The 16,543-nt window shown below is 60.7% G+C and carries 17 protein-coding genes; 14 read left to right on the top strand and 3 right to left on the bottom strand.

From position 1 onward, the window contains the following. Positions 1 to 154: 154 nt before the first annotated feature. From C0099_RS13565 to C0099_RS13525, 10 genes are all read left to right on the top strand, one after another. A complete protein-coding gene (locus tag C0099_RS13565; RefSeq protein ID WP_102247912.1) occupies positions 155 to 697 on the top strand; it encodes a DUF4376 domain-containing protein in 543 nt (180 codons plus the stop codon). Then, the gene (locus C0099_RS13560) at positions 694 to 1,200 is read left to right on the top strand and encodes a hypothetical protein (RefSeq protein WP_102247911.1); all 507 of its coding nucleotides are present in this window, start codon (positions 694 to 696) and stop codon (positions 1,198 to 1,200) included. Before C0099_RS13565 ends, C0099_RS13560 begins: the two co-directional genes overlap by 4 nt. Before the next feature lie 144 nt (positions 1,201 to 1,344). Continuing rightward, positions 1,345 to 1,518 (top strand): Com family DNA-binding transcriptional regulator, encoded by a 174-nt coding sequence (locus C0099_RS13555; protein WP_102247910.1) that lies wholly within the window; start codon positions 1,345 to 1,347, stop codon positions 1,516 to 1,518. Further along, entirely contained in the window at positions 1,515 to 2,306 is a 792-nt protein-coding gene (locus tag C0099_RS13550) for a DNA adenine methylase (RefSeq protein WP_102247909.1), read from the top strand. Before C0099_RS13555 ends, C0099_RS13550 begins: the two co-directional genes overlap by 4 nt. A 621-nt stretch (positions 2,307 to 2,927) precedes the next feature. Then, positions 2,928 to 3,434, top strand: coding sequence for a hypothetical protein (locus C0099_RS15905; RefSeq protein ID WP_123785275.1), 507 nt, complete (start codon positions 2,928 to 2,930; stop codon positions 3,432 to 3,434). Then, entirely contained in the window at positions 3,431 to 7,288 is a 3,858-nt protein-coding gene (locus C0099_RS13545) for a calcium-binding protein (RefSeq protein WP_123785274.1), read from the top strand. The genes C0099_RS15905 and C0099_RS13545 overlap by 4 nt, the downstream gene beginning before the upstream one ends. Before the next feature lie 94 nt (positions 7,289 to 7,382). Further along, the gene (locus tag C0099_RS13540) at positions 7,383 to 8,315 is read left to right on the top strand and encodes an S-4TM family putative pore-forming effector (protein WP_123785273.1); all 933 of its coding nucleotides are present in this window, start codon (positions 7,383 to 7,385) and stop codon (positions 8,313 to 8,315) included. Further along, complete coding sequence (locus tag C0099_RS13535) at positions 8,312 to 9,745, top strand: SMODS domain-containing nucleotidyltransferase (protein ID WP_102247906.1); 1,434 nt, start codon at positions 8,312 to 8,314, stop codon at positions 9,743 to 9,745. The genes C0099_RS13540 and C0099_RS13535 overlap by 4 nt, the downstream gene beginning before the upstream one ends. 241 nt (positions 9,746 to 9,986) lie before the next feature. Then, on the top strand, positions 9,987 to 11,048 hold the full coding sequence (dcm, locus tag C0099_RS13530) for a DNA (cytosine-5-)-methyltransferase (RefSeq protein WP_102247905.1): 1,062 nt from the start codon (positions 9,987 to 9,989) through the stop codon (positions 11,046 to 11,048). Positions 11,049 to 11,052: 4 nt separating this feature from the next. After that, positions 11,053 to 11,478 (top strand): very short patch repair endonuclease, encoded by a 426-nt coding sequence (locus tag C0099_RS13525; protein ID WP_102247904.1) that lies wholly within the window; start codon positions 11,053 to 11,055, stop codon positions 11,476 to 11,478. Here the strand turns inward: C0099_RS13525 and C0099_RS13520 are convergent. Continuing rightward, positions 11,453 to 12,439 (bottom strand): hypothetical protein, encoded by a 987-nt coding sequence (locus C0099_RS13520; RefSeq protein WP_123785272.1) that lies wholly within the window; start codon positions 12,437 to 12,439, stop codon positions 11,453 to 11,455. The genes C0099_RS13525 and C0099_RS13520 overlap by 26 nt on opposite strands. Before the next feature lie 166 nt (positions 12,440 to 12,605). On the opposite strand from C0099_RS13520, the gene C0099_RS13515 reads away from it, so the two are divergent. After that, positions 12,606 to 13,181, top strand: a complete 576-nt coding sequence (locus C0099_RS13515) for a LexA family protein (protein WP_102247902.1) — start codon at positions 12,606 to 12,608, stop codon at positions 13,179 to 13,181. Here C0099_RS13515 and C0099_RS13510 read toward each other — a convergent pair whose 3' ends face one another. Further along, positions 13,182 to 13,412: a DUF6471 domain-containing protein gene (locus tag C0099_RS13510; RefSeq protein WP_102247901.1), complete on the bottom strand. Its 231-nt coding sequence runs from the start codon at positions 13,410 to 13,412 to the stop codon at positions 13,182 to 13,184. A gap of 164 nt (positions 13,413 to 13,576) precedes the next feature. On the opposite strand from C0099_RS13510, the gene C0099_RS13505 reads away from it, so the two are divergent. The 3 genes from C0099_RS13505 to C0099_RS13495 all read left to right on the top strand — a co-directional run bounded on the left by C0099_RS13505 (position 13,577) and on the right by C0099_RS13495 (position 15,833). Further along, a complete protein-coding gene (locus tag C0099_RS13505; protein WP_102247900.1) occupies positions 13,577 to 13,834 on the top strand; it encodes a hypothetical protein in 258 nt (85 codons plus the stop codon). Continuing rightward, a complete protein-coding gene (locus C0099_RS13500) occupies positions 13,834 to 14,574 on the top strand; it encodes a hypothetical protein (RefSeq protein ID WP_102247899.1) in 741 nt (246 codons plus the stop codon). The genes C0099_RS13505 and C0099_RS13500 overlap by 1 nt, the downstream gene beginning before the upstream one ends. Positions 14,575 to 14,645: 71 nt before the next feature. After that, positions 14,646 to 15,833 carry an IS1595 family transposase gene (locus C0099_RS13495; RefSeq protein ID WP_164084937.1) on the top strand — a complete coding sequence of 396 codons (1,188 nt, stop codon included), beginning with the start codon at positions 14,646 to 14,648 and terminating at the stop codon, positions 15,831 to 15,833. Here C0099_RS13495 and C0099_RS13490 read toward each other — a convergent pair. Then, complete coding sequence (locus C0099_RS13490; protein ID WP_102247897.1) at positions 15,830 to 16,417, bottom strand: hypothetical protein; 588 nt, start codon at positions 16,415 to 16,417, stop codon at positions 15,830 to 15,832. The genes C0099_RS13495 and C0099_RS13490 overlap by 4 nt on opposite strands. Between the last annotated feature and the right edge of the window lie 126 nt (positions 16,418 to 16,543).

Raw genomic sequence — 16,543 nt, 5'->3', positions numbered from 1 at the left:
CTCTGGGGTCGGCTGATGGTCATGGGGATCCCATCTTCTTCAGTTCGTCGCTCAAGATCGAGGCAATCATTCATTCGTCGGCCATCAGCGGGAACCCCTACACAGGCTCAAATGCTAAGGCAAGGGTCGTGTATCGGTGTGTGAGGCTGTCCTGATGTACCGCCTCCACCCCAAACGCGGCGTCATCCTGCTCTCCACCGGCAAGCACATCCCGCCCCATCGCTCCGACGCCCGCTGGCGCGCTTACCAGAAGTGGGTCAAGGACGGGGGCGTACCCGAGGCCGCTGACGTCGACCTCGAGCCGCTCGAGCGCCTGCACGACCGGACACGCTCACGCATCAACATCGAGCGTGATCGCCGCGAGCAGGGCGGATTTCCGTTCGGCGGCAAGATCATCGACAGCAATGTCGCCAGCGCCATCCGTATCGCCGGCGCGGCCTCGGCCGCCCAGGCCTCGCTCGCGCGGGGTCAGCCGTTCACGGTCGCGTGGACCTGCGCCGACAACACCGTCCTGACCCTCGATGCGGCTGGCGTCATCGGCATGCTCGCCGCACTCGCGACTCACTCCGACGCGCTGCATCAGCACGCCCGCAGCCTCAAGGCACAGGCGGACGCCATGCTCGACACAGGCAACCGTGTCGGCCTCGAGAACTTCCCCATCGACGCCGGATGGCCCGGCGAAGGAGACGTCCCATGAAAGCCATCATCGTCAGCCTGTGCGCGGCCATGCTCGCCGCATGCTCGAACAGCGGCGACTTTCGCAGCTACATCGAGGCTCAGGAACGGCTCTCGACGCTCGCAGTCCAGAACCGCAAGCCGCTGGTCGAGATCACCGCACACGAGGGGCAGGCCATCACCGGACTGCAGTCGCTCAAGGTCTATGCGCCGGATGCGGCCAGCGCGCCACAGGTCCAGCAGGCTCGCCCCAATGAATGGGCATCCGTCGCAGACCGGGCGCTCGGTGTGGTCGGCCAGGGACTCGGCCTGAAGCTGGGCGGCGCCGCCGCGATCGGTATCGCGCGGGAGGTCGGCAAGGCCGCCAACCACGGCTATGACTATGTGAACCCGCCGACCGTCATCGCGCCGGACCCGGTCGTCGTGCCGCCTCCCGACCCGGTGATCGTGCCGACGCCAGACCCGATCATCGTTCCGCCACCAGACCCGATCTTCGTCCCAGCGCCGGTCGCCGGGGGCGAGTAACGGCAGCGGGAAAGAAAGACGGGCGACGTGGCCGGGTGCGGGAACACCCGACCACGCCCCGAACCTGCAGGACTAGTCTGCAAGCCGGCAAGGCCCGCCACCCAGGTACCAGGGCGGGGCGAAGCCTACACCAAAGAGCTTGCAATGAAAGAACTTCGCTGCGGCAACTGCCACCGCCTGCTGGCCCGTGGCCAGCCGAGCAACATCGAGATCAAGTGCCCGCGCTGCGGCCACCTCAACCTCTTTAACAATCCGAAGGCCGTCGAGCCTCCTAATCCGCGCGACAAGGTCGCCCGCCCAAGGAGTACTCGACCATGACCGACCCCATCATCCCGTGGATCGGCGGCAAGCGACGCCTCGCTGACCGCCTGCTGCCGCACTTCCCCGCCCATCAGTGCTACGTTGAGCCGTTCGCTGGTGGTGCCGCGCTCTTCTTCCTCCGCCCGGCGCCGGCCGAGGTGGAGGTGCTCAACGACATCAACGGCGAGCTGGTGAATCTGTATCGGGTGGTCAAGTGTCACCTTGAGGAGTTCGTCCGCCAGTTCAAGTGGGCGCTGTCCTCACGCCAGGTGTTCAAATGGCTACAGGACACCCCGGTCGAGACGCTCACCGATATCCAGCGCGCTGCGCGCTTCTACTATCTGCAGCAGTCCGCCTTCGGTGCACGCGTGCAGGGACAGACCTACGGCACCGCCACGACCACACCACCCGGCCTGAACCTGCTGCGCATCGAGGAGAGCCTCTCGGCCGCCCACCTGCGCATGGCCAGCGCCTACATCGAGAACCTGCCCTGGCAGGAGTGCCTGCGCCGCTATGACCGCGCACACACTTTCTTCTTCATGGACCCGCCCTACTGGGAAACCGAGGGCTACGGTGTGGAGTTCGGCTTCGAGCAATACGAGGAGATGGCAGAGCTCCTCGGTCGGCTCGACGGCAAGGCGATCGTGACCCTGAACGACCACCCCGACATCCGCCAGGCCTTCAGCCGATTCCACATAGAGTCGACGGACATCCGCTACACCGTGGGTGGCGGCAGCGGAGTCGAACGCCGCGAGGTGATTATTTTCAGCTGGGATGTGCACGCCGAGCCGGCGGGCTTGTTCTGAATCTCGGCGCGTGACCCCGACGAGGGCGATACTCGCGGATCAAGCAGAAGGGCCGGGCAGTGACAATTCGCGCGCAAAACGGTGCCAAAACGGCCGCGCGCTTACAGGGGGCCGAAAAGGGTGTTACTACGCAGATGACCCATTATCCATTTAATCAACGATTTATGGGCGTTTTTCGGGAACGTTTGGCGATAGTTTAAGGAGCCACGGGCTGATGGCGTAACCATGCATCCCGCCGCCAAGCTACGACAACGAGAGCCGTAGGCAGGTGCAAGAGCCTGCCTTCTTTGCTGCAAAAGCAAAGTAAATTTTCGAGCTATCCCAAAGTAAATTGCACCGGCAGTAGCCACGCCGCACGCCTCAACTCAAGGAGGCCGAAGCAACCTTCGAGGCAGGCAGAGGGACGACGCAGCCACGCTATGACAACGAGAGCAGCAGGGATGTGAGGCAGGAGCAAGAAGAGCGGGCATTGCCCGCTCTTTTTTGTTAACGACCTGAAACTGGCGCATCCACAGGGTACTCGGCCAGCTACGGAGAGGGAGTTTTGTTTAAGCGTGTGTCCTATACAAGAGGTTGTGAAGCGAATATCACCTTTTCCCTTACCCTCTTTGGATAGCATGCATGTACGGCTTAGCATTTATTGGTTACCACTTTCTTGTTTTTAGCATCCTTCTCTTGATTGGGGTGCGCGGAACGAAATATCTCTCCCGTGAGATACAGACATCAAGCAGGCGACGTGTCGCAATCGCCTTTCTCTGGCTGGCCGTCCTCGCCGTTCCATTTTGGGACTACATCCCCGGAAAAATTTATTTCAATAAGCTATGTCAGGATGCAGGCGCTGAAATCCTCGCACCGGGATACTCATCTACGAGCGACTTGGAGCACGTGGTAACGCGCACGCCGATGCATTTTGGCATTGAAAAAACAGAAGTTGTCTATTTTGACCCCGACTCGAAAAATGCTATTGCAAGGAAGCGATGGTATAGAAAAGGCGGCTCAGGGAGTCCCTACAATTTTTTTAAACCGTGGATAGGTGACCACTGCCCTCGTTCTCAAGACGGAAGCCTGAAACATGCTCATCAGGTGGCAGGTAAATTACTTTATGAAAAGTTCAAGGAGCAGAAATGACAGTTATTGTATCTTTGGGTCAGCTTGCACAGGTCGCACAAGCAGCATATGTCCGCCCTGACCAAAACACAGGTAGTCTATCCGAATGGCTGAAACTTAGCCCCCAGACCTTGTTCTCCGACTCCCAAGCCAACAACTTCGTCAACGAATACGAGCTGGTTCATCAGCAACCAAACGACGTCACGGGGTTTTCTGCAACGGTTTTTAGAGAAAAAAGCACAGGTCGTCTCATTCTGTCTTGCCGCGGTAGCGAAGATGGTCAGAACGGGGGCTTGAGCTACGAAGACTGGGTCGCCACAAACTTCGCCGAAGTCATCAACCCGGCGATAGGGTGCGCAGTCGGTCAGATTGTCAGCTTGTTTAACTATGTCTCTTGCCTCAATGCAGTACAAGGCTCCGATGTCATCCAATATCGCCCGCTTCTTGAAGCCCACATAATCGAAGACAGCACAGGTGCGGAGACCACGGAAGTTACTTTGAGCCTTGAGTCTTTCAACAAAGAAGAAGGTGGGCTCGGTGTTTTTATGAGCGAATCGGAAGGTATGCAGCCTTTCGACGTGACAGGTTTGAGCCTTGGCGGACATCTCACCCAAGCCGCCGCAAGACTGTTTGCCAACCAGATTGGCACGGCGGTCTCATTTAACGGAGCAGGCTTTTGGGAGGGGTCAGGGTTTTCTGACCAGCTCTTTGACTCGCTCGCAGGGCAGGGTTCCCAGTTTTCCACCCACAAGATGATTAACGCTTTTGCGGACGAGGGTCCCGAGCTTATCGCCAGTGATGAGATATTTACACAATACGGAGAGCGCATTCCCTATGCCATTGAGCAGTCATGGAATCCGGCAGACTGGCACGGCAATGAAACCTCTGTGGATGCACTGGCTGTCTTGAGTCTCCTCGAAGGATTGACGCTACCACAGGCAAATGCGGCGTTCCGCGCAGCCTCTCATCAGTCCACTCAGCGGTCCGAGGCACTGCTTGCGATGCTGTCCGAAGCAACAGGGGTGCCCCTGTCGTCTGAAACCGGTCGTGAATTTCTCTACGGCTCAATCGAGGCGCTGAAGCCTGCTTTGGAAAACGCCCAGGCCTCCCTGCTCGCCGACAAGAGTGCCCCGGAACTCGCCCAACTGGCCGAGACATCGCAGGCCGTTCGAAAGGCGCTGAGTGGTGGGCACCCGATTGCTGTGGAGATGGGGGAGGCTGCGGACCCAAACCACGAAATGTGGTCGCGGGAAGACTACCGCCTCGATATGGCACGGGCCTTTTCCTTGCGCACCGCCTTGAACGCCAAGGGCGACCTAGTCATGCTCCTCGACGCGGAGAATCCAATTTCGCAGGTCACCGAGCCGCTGCGGGTCACGCACTCCGATGGCCTCGTCTCCGAGATTCGGGCAACGCGTGTCGGTGTAGCCACCAAGGACCTGATGTTTGCCTCTGCGAGCGGCAGCGTGCTCTCGGGTGGCCATGACGCGGACCGCCTGTATGGCGGTGCCGGAGATGACGTGCTTAACGGTGGCACGGGCGCAGACCGGCTGGTCGGCGGTGCAGGTAACGACTGGCTTGGCTTCCATGCTGCAGGCCTCGGTAATGAGTCGCTCGATGAGCGCCGCTCAACGGGCAACGTCTATGACGGGGGTACGGGCAACGACCGAATCTCTGGTTCAGTGGGCGATGACCGCTACCTCTACCGCAGGGGCGACGGACAGGACTTCATCCAGACACAGGGTGGTGTCGATGAGCTGCGCCTCATCGCCCGGGTTGAGCACGGCGTGCCGGACCTGTTGGAGTCCGACGTCAGTTTCCACAAGGTGGGCCTGGACCTGCAGGTGCGCATTCTGGGCTCCTACGAGGGCATCACCATCATGGGCTGGTTCGACCCGCAGACCACGAGCAAACGCCTCGGCACGGTCTCGCTGGGCCTGACCGAAGACACCCAGGCCGGGGACCGTGTCTGGACCGAAGCCGAAATCACCGCACTGTTTGACGACGCAGACGGACCAGTGCCGACCATGGAAGGCACCGAGTCCGGCGAGACCCTGCAGGCACCCAGCGCCCAGGCCACCACAATATACGGCCACGGGGGCAATGACATCCTGCGCGGTTCGAATGAGGCCGATGTCCTGTATGGCGGCGAGGGAGACGACACGCTGTCAGGCTACGCGGGGGATGACATCCTCAGTGGGCAGACAGGCAATGACACTCTCTATGGGGGTGACGGCGACGACTACCTCATGGGCGGCGAAGGTAACGACGTACTCGACGGCGGGCGTGGCCGCGACTTCCTGTTCGGTGGAGCCGGGAACGATGTCCTCGGTGGTGTGCCCGGCTCACATGACGCGGGCTACTATCGCACTTCCTACGCGCCGACCGGCTACCAGGACCCAGGCGCCGGTAACGTCTATGAGGGCGGCACCGGCAACGACACCCTGCGAGGCACCTCGCGTGCGGACCTCTACCTGTTCAATCTCGGCGACGGTCACGACACCATCGAGGAAATCGAGGTGACCGGCCAGCCGGGCGGCCAGGAAGACATCCTGCGCTTTGGTCCGAACATCGACCCGGCCGACATCCGTGTGCGTCGTTCAGGCACGGACCTGATGCTGGAGCACGCCAACGGCACCGACGGCATTACCCTCAAGAACTGGTACACGACGGTCGGTTCAAGCAAAAACCAGGTCGAGCGCATCGAGTTTGCCGACGGCACGGTCTGGACAAACCTGCAACTCACCGAATGGGGCCTGACCCTGCACGGCACCGAGGGCAATGACACGATTTCCGGTATTGGGGCGCATGCCTTTTCGGATGAGTTTCACGGCGGGGCCGGCGATGACCGGCTTCGCGGGTATGCAGGGGATGACCTGCTCTTCGGGGGCACGGGTAACGACATCCTTGTCGGCGGCGATGGTGAGGATGAACTGCACGGTGGTGAAGGCAACGACACGCTCGATGGCGGCCGGGGCCAGGACTACCTCTACGGCGGAGCCGGACACGACACGCTCGGCGGTGTACCCGGCTCACATGACGCAGGCGATTACCGCACGTCCTACGCTCCGACCGGCTATCAGGACCCGGGCGCCGGCAACGTCTACGAGGGCGGCACGGGCAACGACACCCTGCGCGGGACCTCGCGCGCGGACCTGTACCTGTTCAACCTCGGTGACGGGCACGACACCATCGAGGAAATCGAGGTGACCGGCCAGCCGAACGGCCAGGAGGATATCCTGCGCTTTGGTCCGAACATCGACCCGGCGGACCTCACCGTGCGGCGCATCTCGAACGACCTGGTGTTCGAGCACGCCAACGGCACTGACGGTGTTACCTTCAAGCAGTGGTTCTCGCCCAATAACGGCCGACAGGTCGAGCGGGTCGAGTTCGAGGCCGCCCCGGGCACGGTCTGGCGCAATCTGGACCTGTCGCTGCTGGCGCTCGAAGTGCATGGCACCGAATCCGGAGAATCCATCTCCGGCGTGAATCACTACTCGAACACCCTGCATGGCGAGGGTGGCAATGACACCCTGCACGGAGGCAATCTCGCGGACGAGCTGTTCGGCGGCACAGGTAATGACACGCTCTACGGCAACCTCGGGGACGACATCTACAACTTCCTGTACGGCGACGGTCACGACACGGTGCTCGACACCGGCGGTAGTGCCGACCGGGTAATGTTCCACGAAATCGAATCGGCCATGGCCAACTTCTTCCGCGACGGAGATGACCTGACCGTGGAGGTGGGTGCCGGTCAGGCGGTGACGCTGCGCAAGCACTTCTCGGACACCAGCAAGTTCATCGAGTACCTGCAGTTCTCGGATGTGACGCTCACGGGTGAGCAGGCGCAGCAGCTGGCTGTCTATCGCTGATGTCTTGCACTCAGCCCCGTACTCCGGAAAAGTTATAGCTACGACAACTGACTATAATGGTGAGCAATGCCAACCTTCGGAGAGATTCCTGGCTGTGGTTAATCAACCCCAAAACGACATTCCCGAGCGACAGGCGGATGATTGGGCAATTGGGCTCCAGCGTGCGCGTTATCGTAAGTATCGGAACGCGAAGGTTGCGCAAGGGGTGTTTGTCACAATAGCCTTGATACTTCCTTTCGCAAGTGCTTTGACTCCATCAGAGCACACACCCGCAATATCAGCTATTGCCTTGATGTCGGTTTTCACGCTGCTTTTGGATATTGGTTTTCTGGAACCGCAACGGAAGCGGCTCATGAAGGAAGCGGCAACCATCCAGGAGCTCTTCGATTGCGAGGTCTTGAGTCTTCCCTGGCGCCAATCCGTGGCAGGCCGAAAACCAGAGTATGAGGATATTCAGCCATACGCAGCAACGCCGTTAAGGCCAGAGCGTGAGTCCCACCTCAAATCGTGGTATGAGCCGTGTGTTGCCAGTGTCCCGCTGGTCTATGGGCGGTTAATTTGTCAGCGTGCGAATATCTGTTATGACATTCGTCTGCGCAAGGTGTACAAGAAGCTCCTGCTGTGGGGTGCTGTCGGGCTCACGGCCTTTGCGTTCGTCATTGGCGTGGCGACGAACCTCGCGTTCAGGGATATGGTGCTTTCCGTATTTGTTCCGGTCGCCCCAATGCTAGGCTGGGTTATTCGCGAGCACCGGAGTCAAATAGAGACAATCATCAGCCTACAGCAACTCAAGGATGCGTTTGATGAGCTCTGGGAGAAAGCGTTGCGCGGAGATGGTGACCTTGATATTGAAAGCGGAGCGCGGGACCTGCAGGACCGCATCTTTCAACATCGAACGAACAACCCTCTTATCTTCGATTGGATTTACGACCTGCTGCGCAAAGAGAACGAAGACGGCACGCGGGCCGCAGCGGAGCAGCTCGTTGGCCAAGTGCAGCGAGTGCTGAATAAGGAGAGCGCAGCGTGAAATTGCACGACCACTTCAAGGTTTTCCTGAGCGACCAAGTAAATCTGAACTCAACGCGAATCACTCAGTTGGAGTCAAGCGTAGGAGCCATCAAGACCGCGGTCCGTTCTTGCGGATGGGGCGTTCACGTCATGGGCTTCGGAGAGCAAGGGTCTTGGGCGCACGCAACAATTATTAAACCTCTACCGGACAAAGAGTTCGATGCCGACCTGTTGGTGTTTGTCAGCCCGAAAGAGGGATGGAGCGCACGCGATTACATTAACAAGCTGGCAAACGGTCTGGAGGCGATGGGGGCCTACCAGGGCAAGATTCGGCGCTATTCCCATTGTGTCACCGTCGAGTACGCAGGAGAGCGTCGCATTGATATCGCCCCGTGCGTCAGAGACCGCACGTATGAAGGCCAATACGAGGTATGCAACCGAACAACCGACAGCTTCGAGCTGTCGGCCCCAATCGCCTACACGGACTGGGTAAAGTCTAAGAACGGGATTGCGGGCGGGAACGACCTGAAGAAAGTCACGAGGCTGCTGAAATACCTGAGGGATATCAAGGGAAACTTCACCTGTCCCTCATTTCTCTTCACGACACTGGTTGGTAATCAAATCCAGGAATACGACAGAGAAAGCAAGGACTTCGCGGATTTAACGACGAGTTTGAAGACGCTCGTTGGCCGCCTGGACGATTGGCTGCAGGCCAATCCTTATGTGCCACATGTTCCGAACCCAAAGCTGCCCTCTGAAAACCAAAGTGCCGGATGGACGGAGACGCAATACGCGAACTTCAGGGACAAAATAAACCTGTACCGAGGGTGGATTGATGATGCTTTCAACGAGCCGGACCGCCAAGAAAGCATTGCGAAGTGGCAACGTGTGTTCGGAGCCAAGTTCGGAGAATCGGAGGCTCGGCAATCCGCACGGGTCAGCGCTCCAATTGCCAACAAAGGATTCGGAGCATCCATTACCGATTTGGTGGAGCGACTCAAGACTTATGGCGCGGCCGCCCTCATGGCGGACTTGAGCAGGCTGCCAAAATTGCCCTACGTGCAGCGCCCCAAGTGGCGTCCCGCCTCAAGTCAGGTTACTGTCAAGCTCAGCGCCACACTTCATTCTGGAGAAAATTCCCCCGAGATTAGAAAGACCGTTTCGCTGGAACCGCTTCAGCCTGGGTACTGGTTGAAGTTCACGCCGCTGAGTGGCGTAGGGCTTCCCTTTACGTCGGAATACACCGTACATTGGCGTGTGACGAATACTGATGAAGCTGCTTACAACGCCAAGCAGCTCCGCGGGGACTACTACGCTGGAAACCGTGGAGCAAGCCGGATTGAAGAACTGAGGTTTCGCGGAATTCACTTCGTTGAAGCGTTTGTCGTACGTAACAGCGACAACCGGCTGGTTGGAAAGTCTGAACCCTTCTATGTCGTAATTCAGTAAGCGGTTGCTTTCTGGAACCCTGCACAAGTTCTTCCAGTGTCACCTATATTTGTGGCCCCTGGCGTTTGAACCGCAGGTGATTTCGGTTCCATCAATACATCAGCAACAAGGCACTGGCGCGCTGCCCATCTCCTGCGTCCGACTCCCCTTTACGGATGCCTCCTGTCGGGGCATCCTATCCCCCTGCCGGCGGCCTGCAACATGCCCGCCCGAAACAGCGTCCCACCTTGAGAGTGTTTGCATGGCCCCGTTCAGCTTCATCGACCTTTTCGCAGGTATCGGAGGCATTCGCCTTGGATTTGAGGCCATCGGCGGCAGGTGCGTCTGGACCAGCGAGTGGAACAAGTTCGCCCAGCAGACCTACATCTCGCGCTTCGGCAACGAACATGCGGTAGAAGGGGACATCACGAAGGTGGCCGCCGCGGACATCCCGCGACACAACGTGCTACTCGCGGGGTTCCCCTGCCAGCCGTTCTCGATTGCCGGGGTATCCAAGAAGAACGCCCTCGGACGCGCCCACGGTTTCGCCTGCGACACCCAGGGAACGCTGTTCTTCGACGTGGCGCGCATCATCGAGCATCACCGGCCGGAAGCCATCCTGCTGGAGAACGTCAAGAACCTGAAAAGCCACGACAAGGGCAACACCTTCAAAATCATCCAGCGCACGCTCGAAGACGAGCTGGGCTACGAGATGCACTACCGGGTCATCGACGCCAAGCACTTCGTGCCCCAGCACCGGGAGCGCATCTTCATGGTGGGCTTCCGAGACAAGACCAGCTTCGATTTTCAGGCGCTCAAGCTGCGCGACCTGGCCAGTGGCCCCAAGATGCGGGAAATCCTTCACGAGTGCCGCAACGACCCGGCGATGCCCCCGTACACGGAAGGTGAGGGCAAGGTCGCTGCCAAATACACGCTCACGCCGCGGCTCTGGGAGTACCTGCAGGCCTACGCCGCCAAGCACAAGGCGGCCGGCAACGGCTTCGGATTCGGCCTTGTAGGGCCAGATGACACCGCCCGGACCCTCTCGGCGCGCTACCACAAGGATGGTTCGGAGATTCTGGTCAGCCAGGGTCCGGGCATGCGTCCCCGTCGCCTGACACCACGGGAATGCGCCCGCCTGATGGGCTACCCGGACGAGTTCCCGATTCCAGTGTCCGATACGCAGGCCTATCGTCAGTTCGGCAACAGCGTGGTGGTTCCGGTCGTTGAGGCCATTGCAAGGCACATGGAGCCCCACCTGCAGGGCTTGCTCAAGCCCGCCCGCAAGAGCCGCAAATCAAAAGCAGACGCCGTAGCCGCCTGATGCCGTGACAGACGTTGTCGATGCCGCCACTCGCAGCAGGATGATGTCCGGCATCCGTGGCAAGAACACCAAACCCGAGCTGCTGGTTCGCCGGTTTCTCCACGGACAGGGCTTTCGGTACAGGTTGCACGGCAAGCGACTGCCGGGCAAACCAGACCTCGTCCTGCCAAGGTGGAATGCGGTCGTTTTCGTGCACGGGTGCTTCTGGCACATGCACGATTGCCGCTACTTCAAGCTTCCCAATACACGCACCGAATTCTGGCGGGAGAAACTTTCAGGCAACCGGCGCCGGGACGAGGCCGTGCGCCAGCAGCTGGAAGGGATGGGTTGGCGGGTGCTCGTGGTGCATGAGTGCGAACTGCGCGACCGCCCGCAAGAGGCGCTCGCCGCCCTGGCGGCAACGCTCAGGGAAGTACGCCCGTCTTCGTAAAATGCACCACGTCAGGCGGGAACGTCGAGAGCTTGCGGTAAAAGGCCTGGTTTCGCTTGGATAGCCGGGCCTTGCTCTCCGCATGCAGCGCATCGTAGGTCGCGTCCGGCATGTAAATCGCCAGTGTGTTCGAGTTGATGAGGTCCTGCGTGCGGTCCGGATTGAACTCGGTCGCATCCGTAAAAAATCCGACACCCACCGCGTCTTTACCCGTCAGGTCCTGCAGACCCCGCAGCAGGCGCTCACGGGCAGCGTAGCTTTTGACTTCGGCATAGAGGTGCTTGTGAGGCACCGTTTTGTTGCAGTAGAACACCATGTCGCCGAAGGACTTGGTGCCGGTCACCGAGTAGTCCGTTCCCTTCGGGCCGATGCCTTCGCTGATGAGGGCGCGTTCCAGAATCTTCTCGTTCAGGTTCCCGGCACGGGAGATGAGGCCGTTGGCCACCTGCTTGGCGAACGGGTCGTAGTCGTCCTTGAGAAAATCGACCATCTCCCCGACAGAGAACTGAAGGTGGTCACTGGGCTGTAGGTACGATGCGAGCGTGTCGCGCACGAAGTGCTCGAAGCGGGGATTGATGCCCTTCTGGACATACTTTCGGCAGACCTGGTTTGCATCCGACAGGTTGGCCCCGGTGATTTTTCCACCCGGCATCAGGGACTCGACAAGGTCAATGATGACATCTGACGGCGGCAAGTAGCCCTCGATGCGGTCGAGGATGTCTTTGCGCAGCCCGACCGTTTTGTCCGCGTGCCTCAGGATTGCGTCGAGGTCCCCGATGATTTTGCCCTCCCAGTCCGGATTCTTCGCCTCGATGTCACCAAAGAGCCGGCCCGCAAAGACCGGAGCTGCAGACGCATGCAGGTCCAGCTCCTTCAGGATGGCGAGGTAGCGGGCCTGAACACGAGGGCTGGTGCGCCCCTTGGAGGCGATGATGGCGGGCAGGTGAGCGGTCAGCGACACGGGCACATACTCGGATTGGTTTGCACGATTGTACATGCGGCATGGCTGCCAGCGCCGTGCAGCTGCGGTGCGCACGGGTTTGTGCGCCTCGCCGCAACTGCGGATTGACAGGCGTACTGAACATCCATACAGTTCCCGAAAAAGAACGAACGTTCGGGAGGCCGGTATGAGCGATGAGAAGCACCTGGAGGCGCTGCGAACCTACTGGAAGGCGAACCAGTGCCTGCCGAGCTACGCCGGCATCTGCGAGGTTGTAGGCCTCAAGAGCAAGAGCGGCGTGTTCGAACTCGTGGGGCGGCTGGTGGAGGCGGGATTCATCGAGCGGGTTGGTCGGCGTCTGGCTCCGACACGAAAGTTCTTCGGCCGGCCGCTGGTGGCCAGTGTGCGCGCCGGCCTGCCCGAGCCTGCGACTGATGAAGGCATCGAAATCCTCTACATCGACGATTACCTCGTCGACGACCCGAACCGGACCGTGCTGTGCAAGGTGCGAGGCGATTCGATGACCGGTGCCGGCCTGCTTGCGGGCGACATCGTCGTGGTGGAGCGAAATGCGGTGACTCGGCCCAACGACATCGTGGTTGCCAACGTCGACGGGGAACTCACCGTCAAGACCCTGAAGGTCACGGCGACAGGCAGCTATTACCTGGAAGCGGCCAACCCGGCCTATCCGGCCATCCACCCCAAGGGCAGTCTGGAAATCATCGGCGTAGTGGTCGGCTCCTTCAGGAGGATTCGCAAGTAATCACTCGTCCCTGACCCGAACCGTGTCGATGTCCAGCGCCCGCATGCATTGCAGGAAGAAGGCAAAGCTGAAGGTGCCGCGGTTGATTTTGGTGGAGAGGACCTTGGGGTCCTCGTCGATGCCAAACCGCTCCAGCGCCCTGGACAAGGCCTTGTAGCCGATTTCGCGTCGGGCCAGTTCGCCCTTGAGCAAGCGGCGGGCCTCACGGTTCCAGTTGATGGGCGTGGTCATGGTCGACAGCAGTGCGCGCCTTTTCTTCAAATATGAAGAAAAGGCATCAGGAGTGACGAAATGCATAAAAAGGATGGACGGAGCTGCACTAGACGCCCGAGTCCATCGCCACAGGTGACGTCATGAGAGTCGAAGTGCATTGTATCAATCGCCGGGGCCGTCCCTTGGAGAAAGCCGAAAGAGCGAGACAGCCCGTCGTACGCGGTGAGCTGAAGGTATTCGAGAACCGGCTGCATCCGTTCAACCGTTCGGTACTGTGCGCACAGGTGCTCGGTGCGCTCGATGGCCTGGAGCAGCCGCTGATACCCGAGCTGGCCGACGTGCATCTCATCTGGCTCGACGGCAAGCGCCTTCGCCTGCGCGGCAACGAGATGGTCGAGGGCGCGCTCTTTGCCCAGACCTGGGACGTGAGGCTCGTCTGATGCTGCGCGTGAGCATACATGCCGGTGACGTGGCCAGGGCTTCGCGTTTCAACGTACTTGCGTGGTGCGATATCGGGTACGAGACGCTGCAGCCGCTCGCCCAGTACAAGACGGTGCTGTTCGAGACGCACAACGGCAGTTCCACGCCGGTGCTGCTCGCCAACTACCCCCGGTGGTCGGCAAGCCTTTGGGACCTGGCCGCACGCGCCATCGCACTGGGTCTGCACCCGGACCGCCACGCTCCGGTGGAAGAACTGCTGCCGGTCGACTCCCCCTCCAAAGGGTGCGCCTTTGCGCAAAAGGTCTCGGCCATCATTGAGCACGTGTCGCCCAACGGGCAGATGCGCAATACGCTCGCAGCGATGGAAGTCAGCCAGGTCGGTCGCCACCGGGGCATGTATCGCGCCCGCATCGAGGAGCACACGATGGCGCGGGTCATCACCGACGAATTCGCGTTTCGGCCCGCGTTCTTCCGCCCCGCACAGCTTGTTGCCCATGCGGCGGCCGTGAGGCTCACCGGCGGGCCCCGGCTGCCCGCACGCCCGGCCTTGTGCGTGCCGGAGGTCATCATGGCGCAGGGCGTTCGCCACGTGGCCATGCATACGCTCGTGGAGCCGGCACGGACAGGGTTCGCGCGCTGGCTCCTGACCTTCTCCGAGCCGCCAACCCCGCACCCCGATGCGCCACAAGGCGTGGCTCCCGAGGTCCTGTACGTGAAGTTCCTCCAGGAGGCCGTATGAGCGGGCACCGGGCAACTACCAAGGAATCCTTACCAGTTCGTCGCCAGCCCTCGGAGACGGCCAAGTGGCACATGTCCCGTGAAGCGGTCGACCTGTCGGTCCCCGAGATTCAGGGCTGGACCGAGGCCCAGTGCCATGAGTTTCTTGTCGAGGTCCGTTTTGGCTCGCGTGAGACGGTCTCGTGCCCGCACTGTGGCTCTGTGCATCGTCACTACTGGCGCGGGCACGACAATCGCTGGAAGTGTGCCTTCTGCGGCAAGACCTTCAGCATCACCTCGGGCACCGTTTTCGCTCACCGCAAGCGCCCGCTGAAGGACCTGCTCACCGGCATGCTGATGTGGATAAACTCGGCGGCCGGCCAGCCCGCACTGGAGCTCAAACGCCATCTGGACACCACCTACAACACGGTATTCGTGTGGCAGCAGAAGATGCGGGAAGGGCTGGTGCGTGGCTACAACGTCGGACTGCTGTCGGGCGACATCGAGATGGACGGCGCGCATCAGGCAGGACGCCGCTCGAAAGAGAAGCGGGGCGTGCCCCAGGTGAGCCGCCCGGTGGAGACGGGCGCCGAGGAAAAGGGTCTGACCGAGATGATGCTCACGCAGACCGGCCGGATGAAGGCGAACCGAAAGAAGAAGGAGTCCGGTGCCTTCGACCCGGAGTTCGGCCGCAAGCTGCCCAAAGACCGACGCATCCTGTTTGCGGTGCGCAAACGCTCGGGCCGGCCCGGCAAGGGGGCGGTGGCCACCCGTGTGGCCGTTGGCCTGTCGGAGACCTCACCTGTGGCCGAGGCCATCCTCAAGGACTTCGTCGCCATGCCGGAGAGCTGGCTCAACACCGACACCTCGCCCGCTTACCAGGAACTGGGCCGGCGCTTCATGGACCACCGCACGGTGGAACACTCGAAGGAGTTCTCGGGTCCGAAGGGTCAGAACAACAACCAGGCCGAAGAGTACAACTGGCGCTACGACCGGGCGGAAAAGGGCATTTACCTCAACATCGAACCCAAGTACCTGCTCGATTACGCGGTGGAGACCGCGTTTCGCTCGGACACCCGACGCCTGCCCAACGGCAAGCAGTTGAAGCTCGCGCTGCACGTGGCGATGAGCGTAGGTGAGTCCCTGTTCTGGAAGGGTTACACGCGCGGCCATCACCGCAAGGTGGAGCTGATTCATCCGGCCCCGCAGCCGGCCCCGGCCAGCGGTCCGCCCAAGGGCACGGACCCGAGGCGCCGGATGGATGCCCGGCCTCCCCGCTAGTCCGCCGGCGGTTGCCGCTTGCGCCGTGTCGCCTTGAGCGGCTTCGAGACAACCGCCACACCCGCCGCTTCAGCAAGTCGGGAGAGGCCGTCGATGTTCTGCACGTTCCCGACCAGCCGCCAGTAGCCGACCTTGTTCGCGCGCCCGTCAGACACCTCATGCAACCGCTCGACGAGCCCGAGGGCCATGAAGTCCTTGAGCCTGCGCAACAACGTGTTGCATTTCCACGCCTGCAGCTCCTTCGGATGCACAAAATCCAGGGAGAAGCGGTGCTGCAGGTGCAGTGCCAGCTCCGGCGTGGAGACCGCATCCGGTGCGCAGTCGCGCAGATAGTCGAGAATCGCCTCCGAGAGCGCACCACGCTTGCCGTAGCGGCCTTGCCACCCTCTGACTGACTGAATCAGTGACGGGTCGAGCCGTGCATCGAATTTTCGGATGAGGGTGTCGCAGGCTTCGAGCTCTTGCCGCGACGCGTTGAGTTGTTCGGAAGCCCCGGCGATGAGCCGTTCGAGACGGGCGACATCGGCGGCCACCCTGGCACGGGTTTCAGCGAGGCCTTTGAGGTAGGAAGGGGTTTTGCGCATGGTTGCTGTCCGGTTATCAAACGACGATAACCAGGTACAGCAAGCGTTCCAAGCATACGGCGATGCCAAACGCTTAAAACGGCCAGTTTTGGGTCATCTGCGTAGTAACGCCCGCCGAAAAGCAAA

Origin of the sequence: Pseudazoarcus pumilus, from assembly GCF_002872475.1 — a bacterium.
GTDB lineage: Bacteria > Pseudomonadota > Gammaproteobacteria > Burkholderiales > Rhodocyclaceae > Pseudazoarcus > Pseudazoarcus pumilus.
Note: the sequence above shows the minus strand (reverse complement) of the source record. Positions and strands in the feature narration are given on the sequence as shown.

What these genes read in the sequence shown, in the direction of transcription:
- C0099_RS13565 (WP_102247912.1), top strand. Translation starts at nt 155, where the DNA reads ATGTACCGCCTCCACCCCAAACGCGGCGTCATCCTGCTCTCCACCGGC.
- C0099_RS13560 (WP_102247911.1), top strand. Translation starts at nt 694, where the DNA reads ATGAAAGCCATCATCGTCAGCCTGTGCGCGGCCATGCTCGCCGCATGC.
- C0099_RS13555 (WP_102247910.1), top strand. Translation starts at nt 1,345, where the DNA reads ATGAAAGAACTTCGCTGCGGCAACTGCCACCGCCTGCTGGCCCGTGGC.
- C0099_RS13550 (WP_102247909.1), top strand. Translation starts at nt 1,515, where the DNA reads ATGACCGACCCCATCATCCCGTGGATCGGCGGCAAGCGACGCCTCGCT.
- C0099_RS15905 (WP_123785275.1), top strand. Translation starts at nt 2,928, where the DNA reads ATGTACGGCTTAGCATTTATTGGTTACCACTTTCTTGTTTTTAGCATC.
- C0099_RS13545 (WP_123785274.1), top strand. Translation starts at nt 3,431, where the DNA reads ATGACAGTTATTGTATCTTTGGGTCAGCTTGCACAGGTCGCACAAGCA.
- dcm (WP_102247905.1), top strand. Translation starts at nt 9,987, where the DNA reads ATGGCCCCGTTCAGCTTCATCGACCTTTTCGCAGGTATCGGAGGCATT.
- C0099_RS13515 (WP_102247902.1), top strand. Translation starts at nt 12,606, where the DNA reads ATGAGCGATGAGAAGCACCTGGAGGCGCTGCGAACCTACTGGAAGGCG.
- C0099_RS13510 (WP_102247901.1), bottom strand. Translation starts at nt 13,412, where the DNA reads ATGACCACGCCCATCAACTGGAACCGTGAGGCCCGCCGCTTGCTCAAG.
- C0099_RS13500 (WP_102247899.1), top strand. Translation starts at nt 13,834, where the DNA reads ATGCTGCGCGTGAGCATACATGCCGGTGACGTGGCCAGGGCTTCGCGT.
- C0099_RS13495 (WP_164084937.1), top strand. Translation starts at nt 14,646, where the DNA reads ATGTCCCGTGAAGCGGTCGACCTGTCGGTCCCCGAGATTCAGGGCTGG.
- C0099_RS13490 (WP_102247897.1), bottom strand. Translation starts at nt 16,417, where the DNA reads ATGCGCAAAACCCCTTCCTACCTCAAAGGCCTCGCTGAAACCCGTGCC.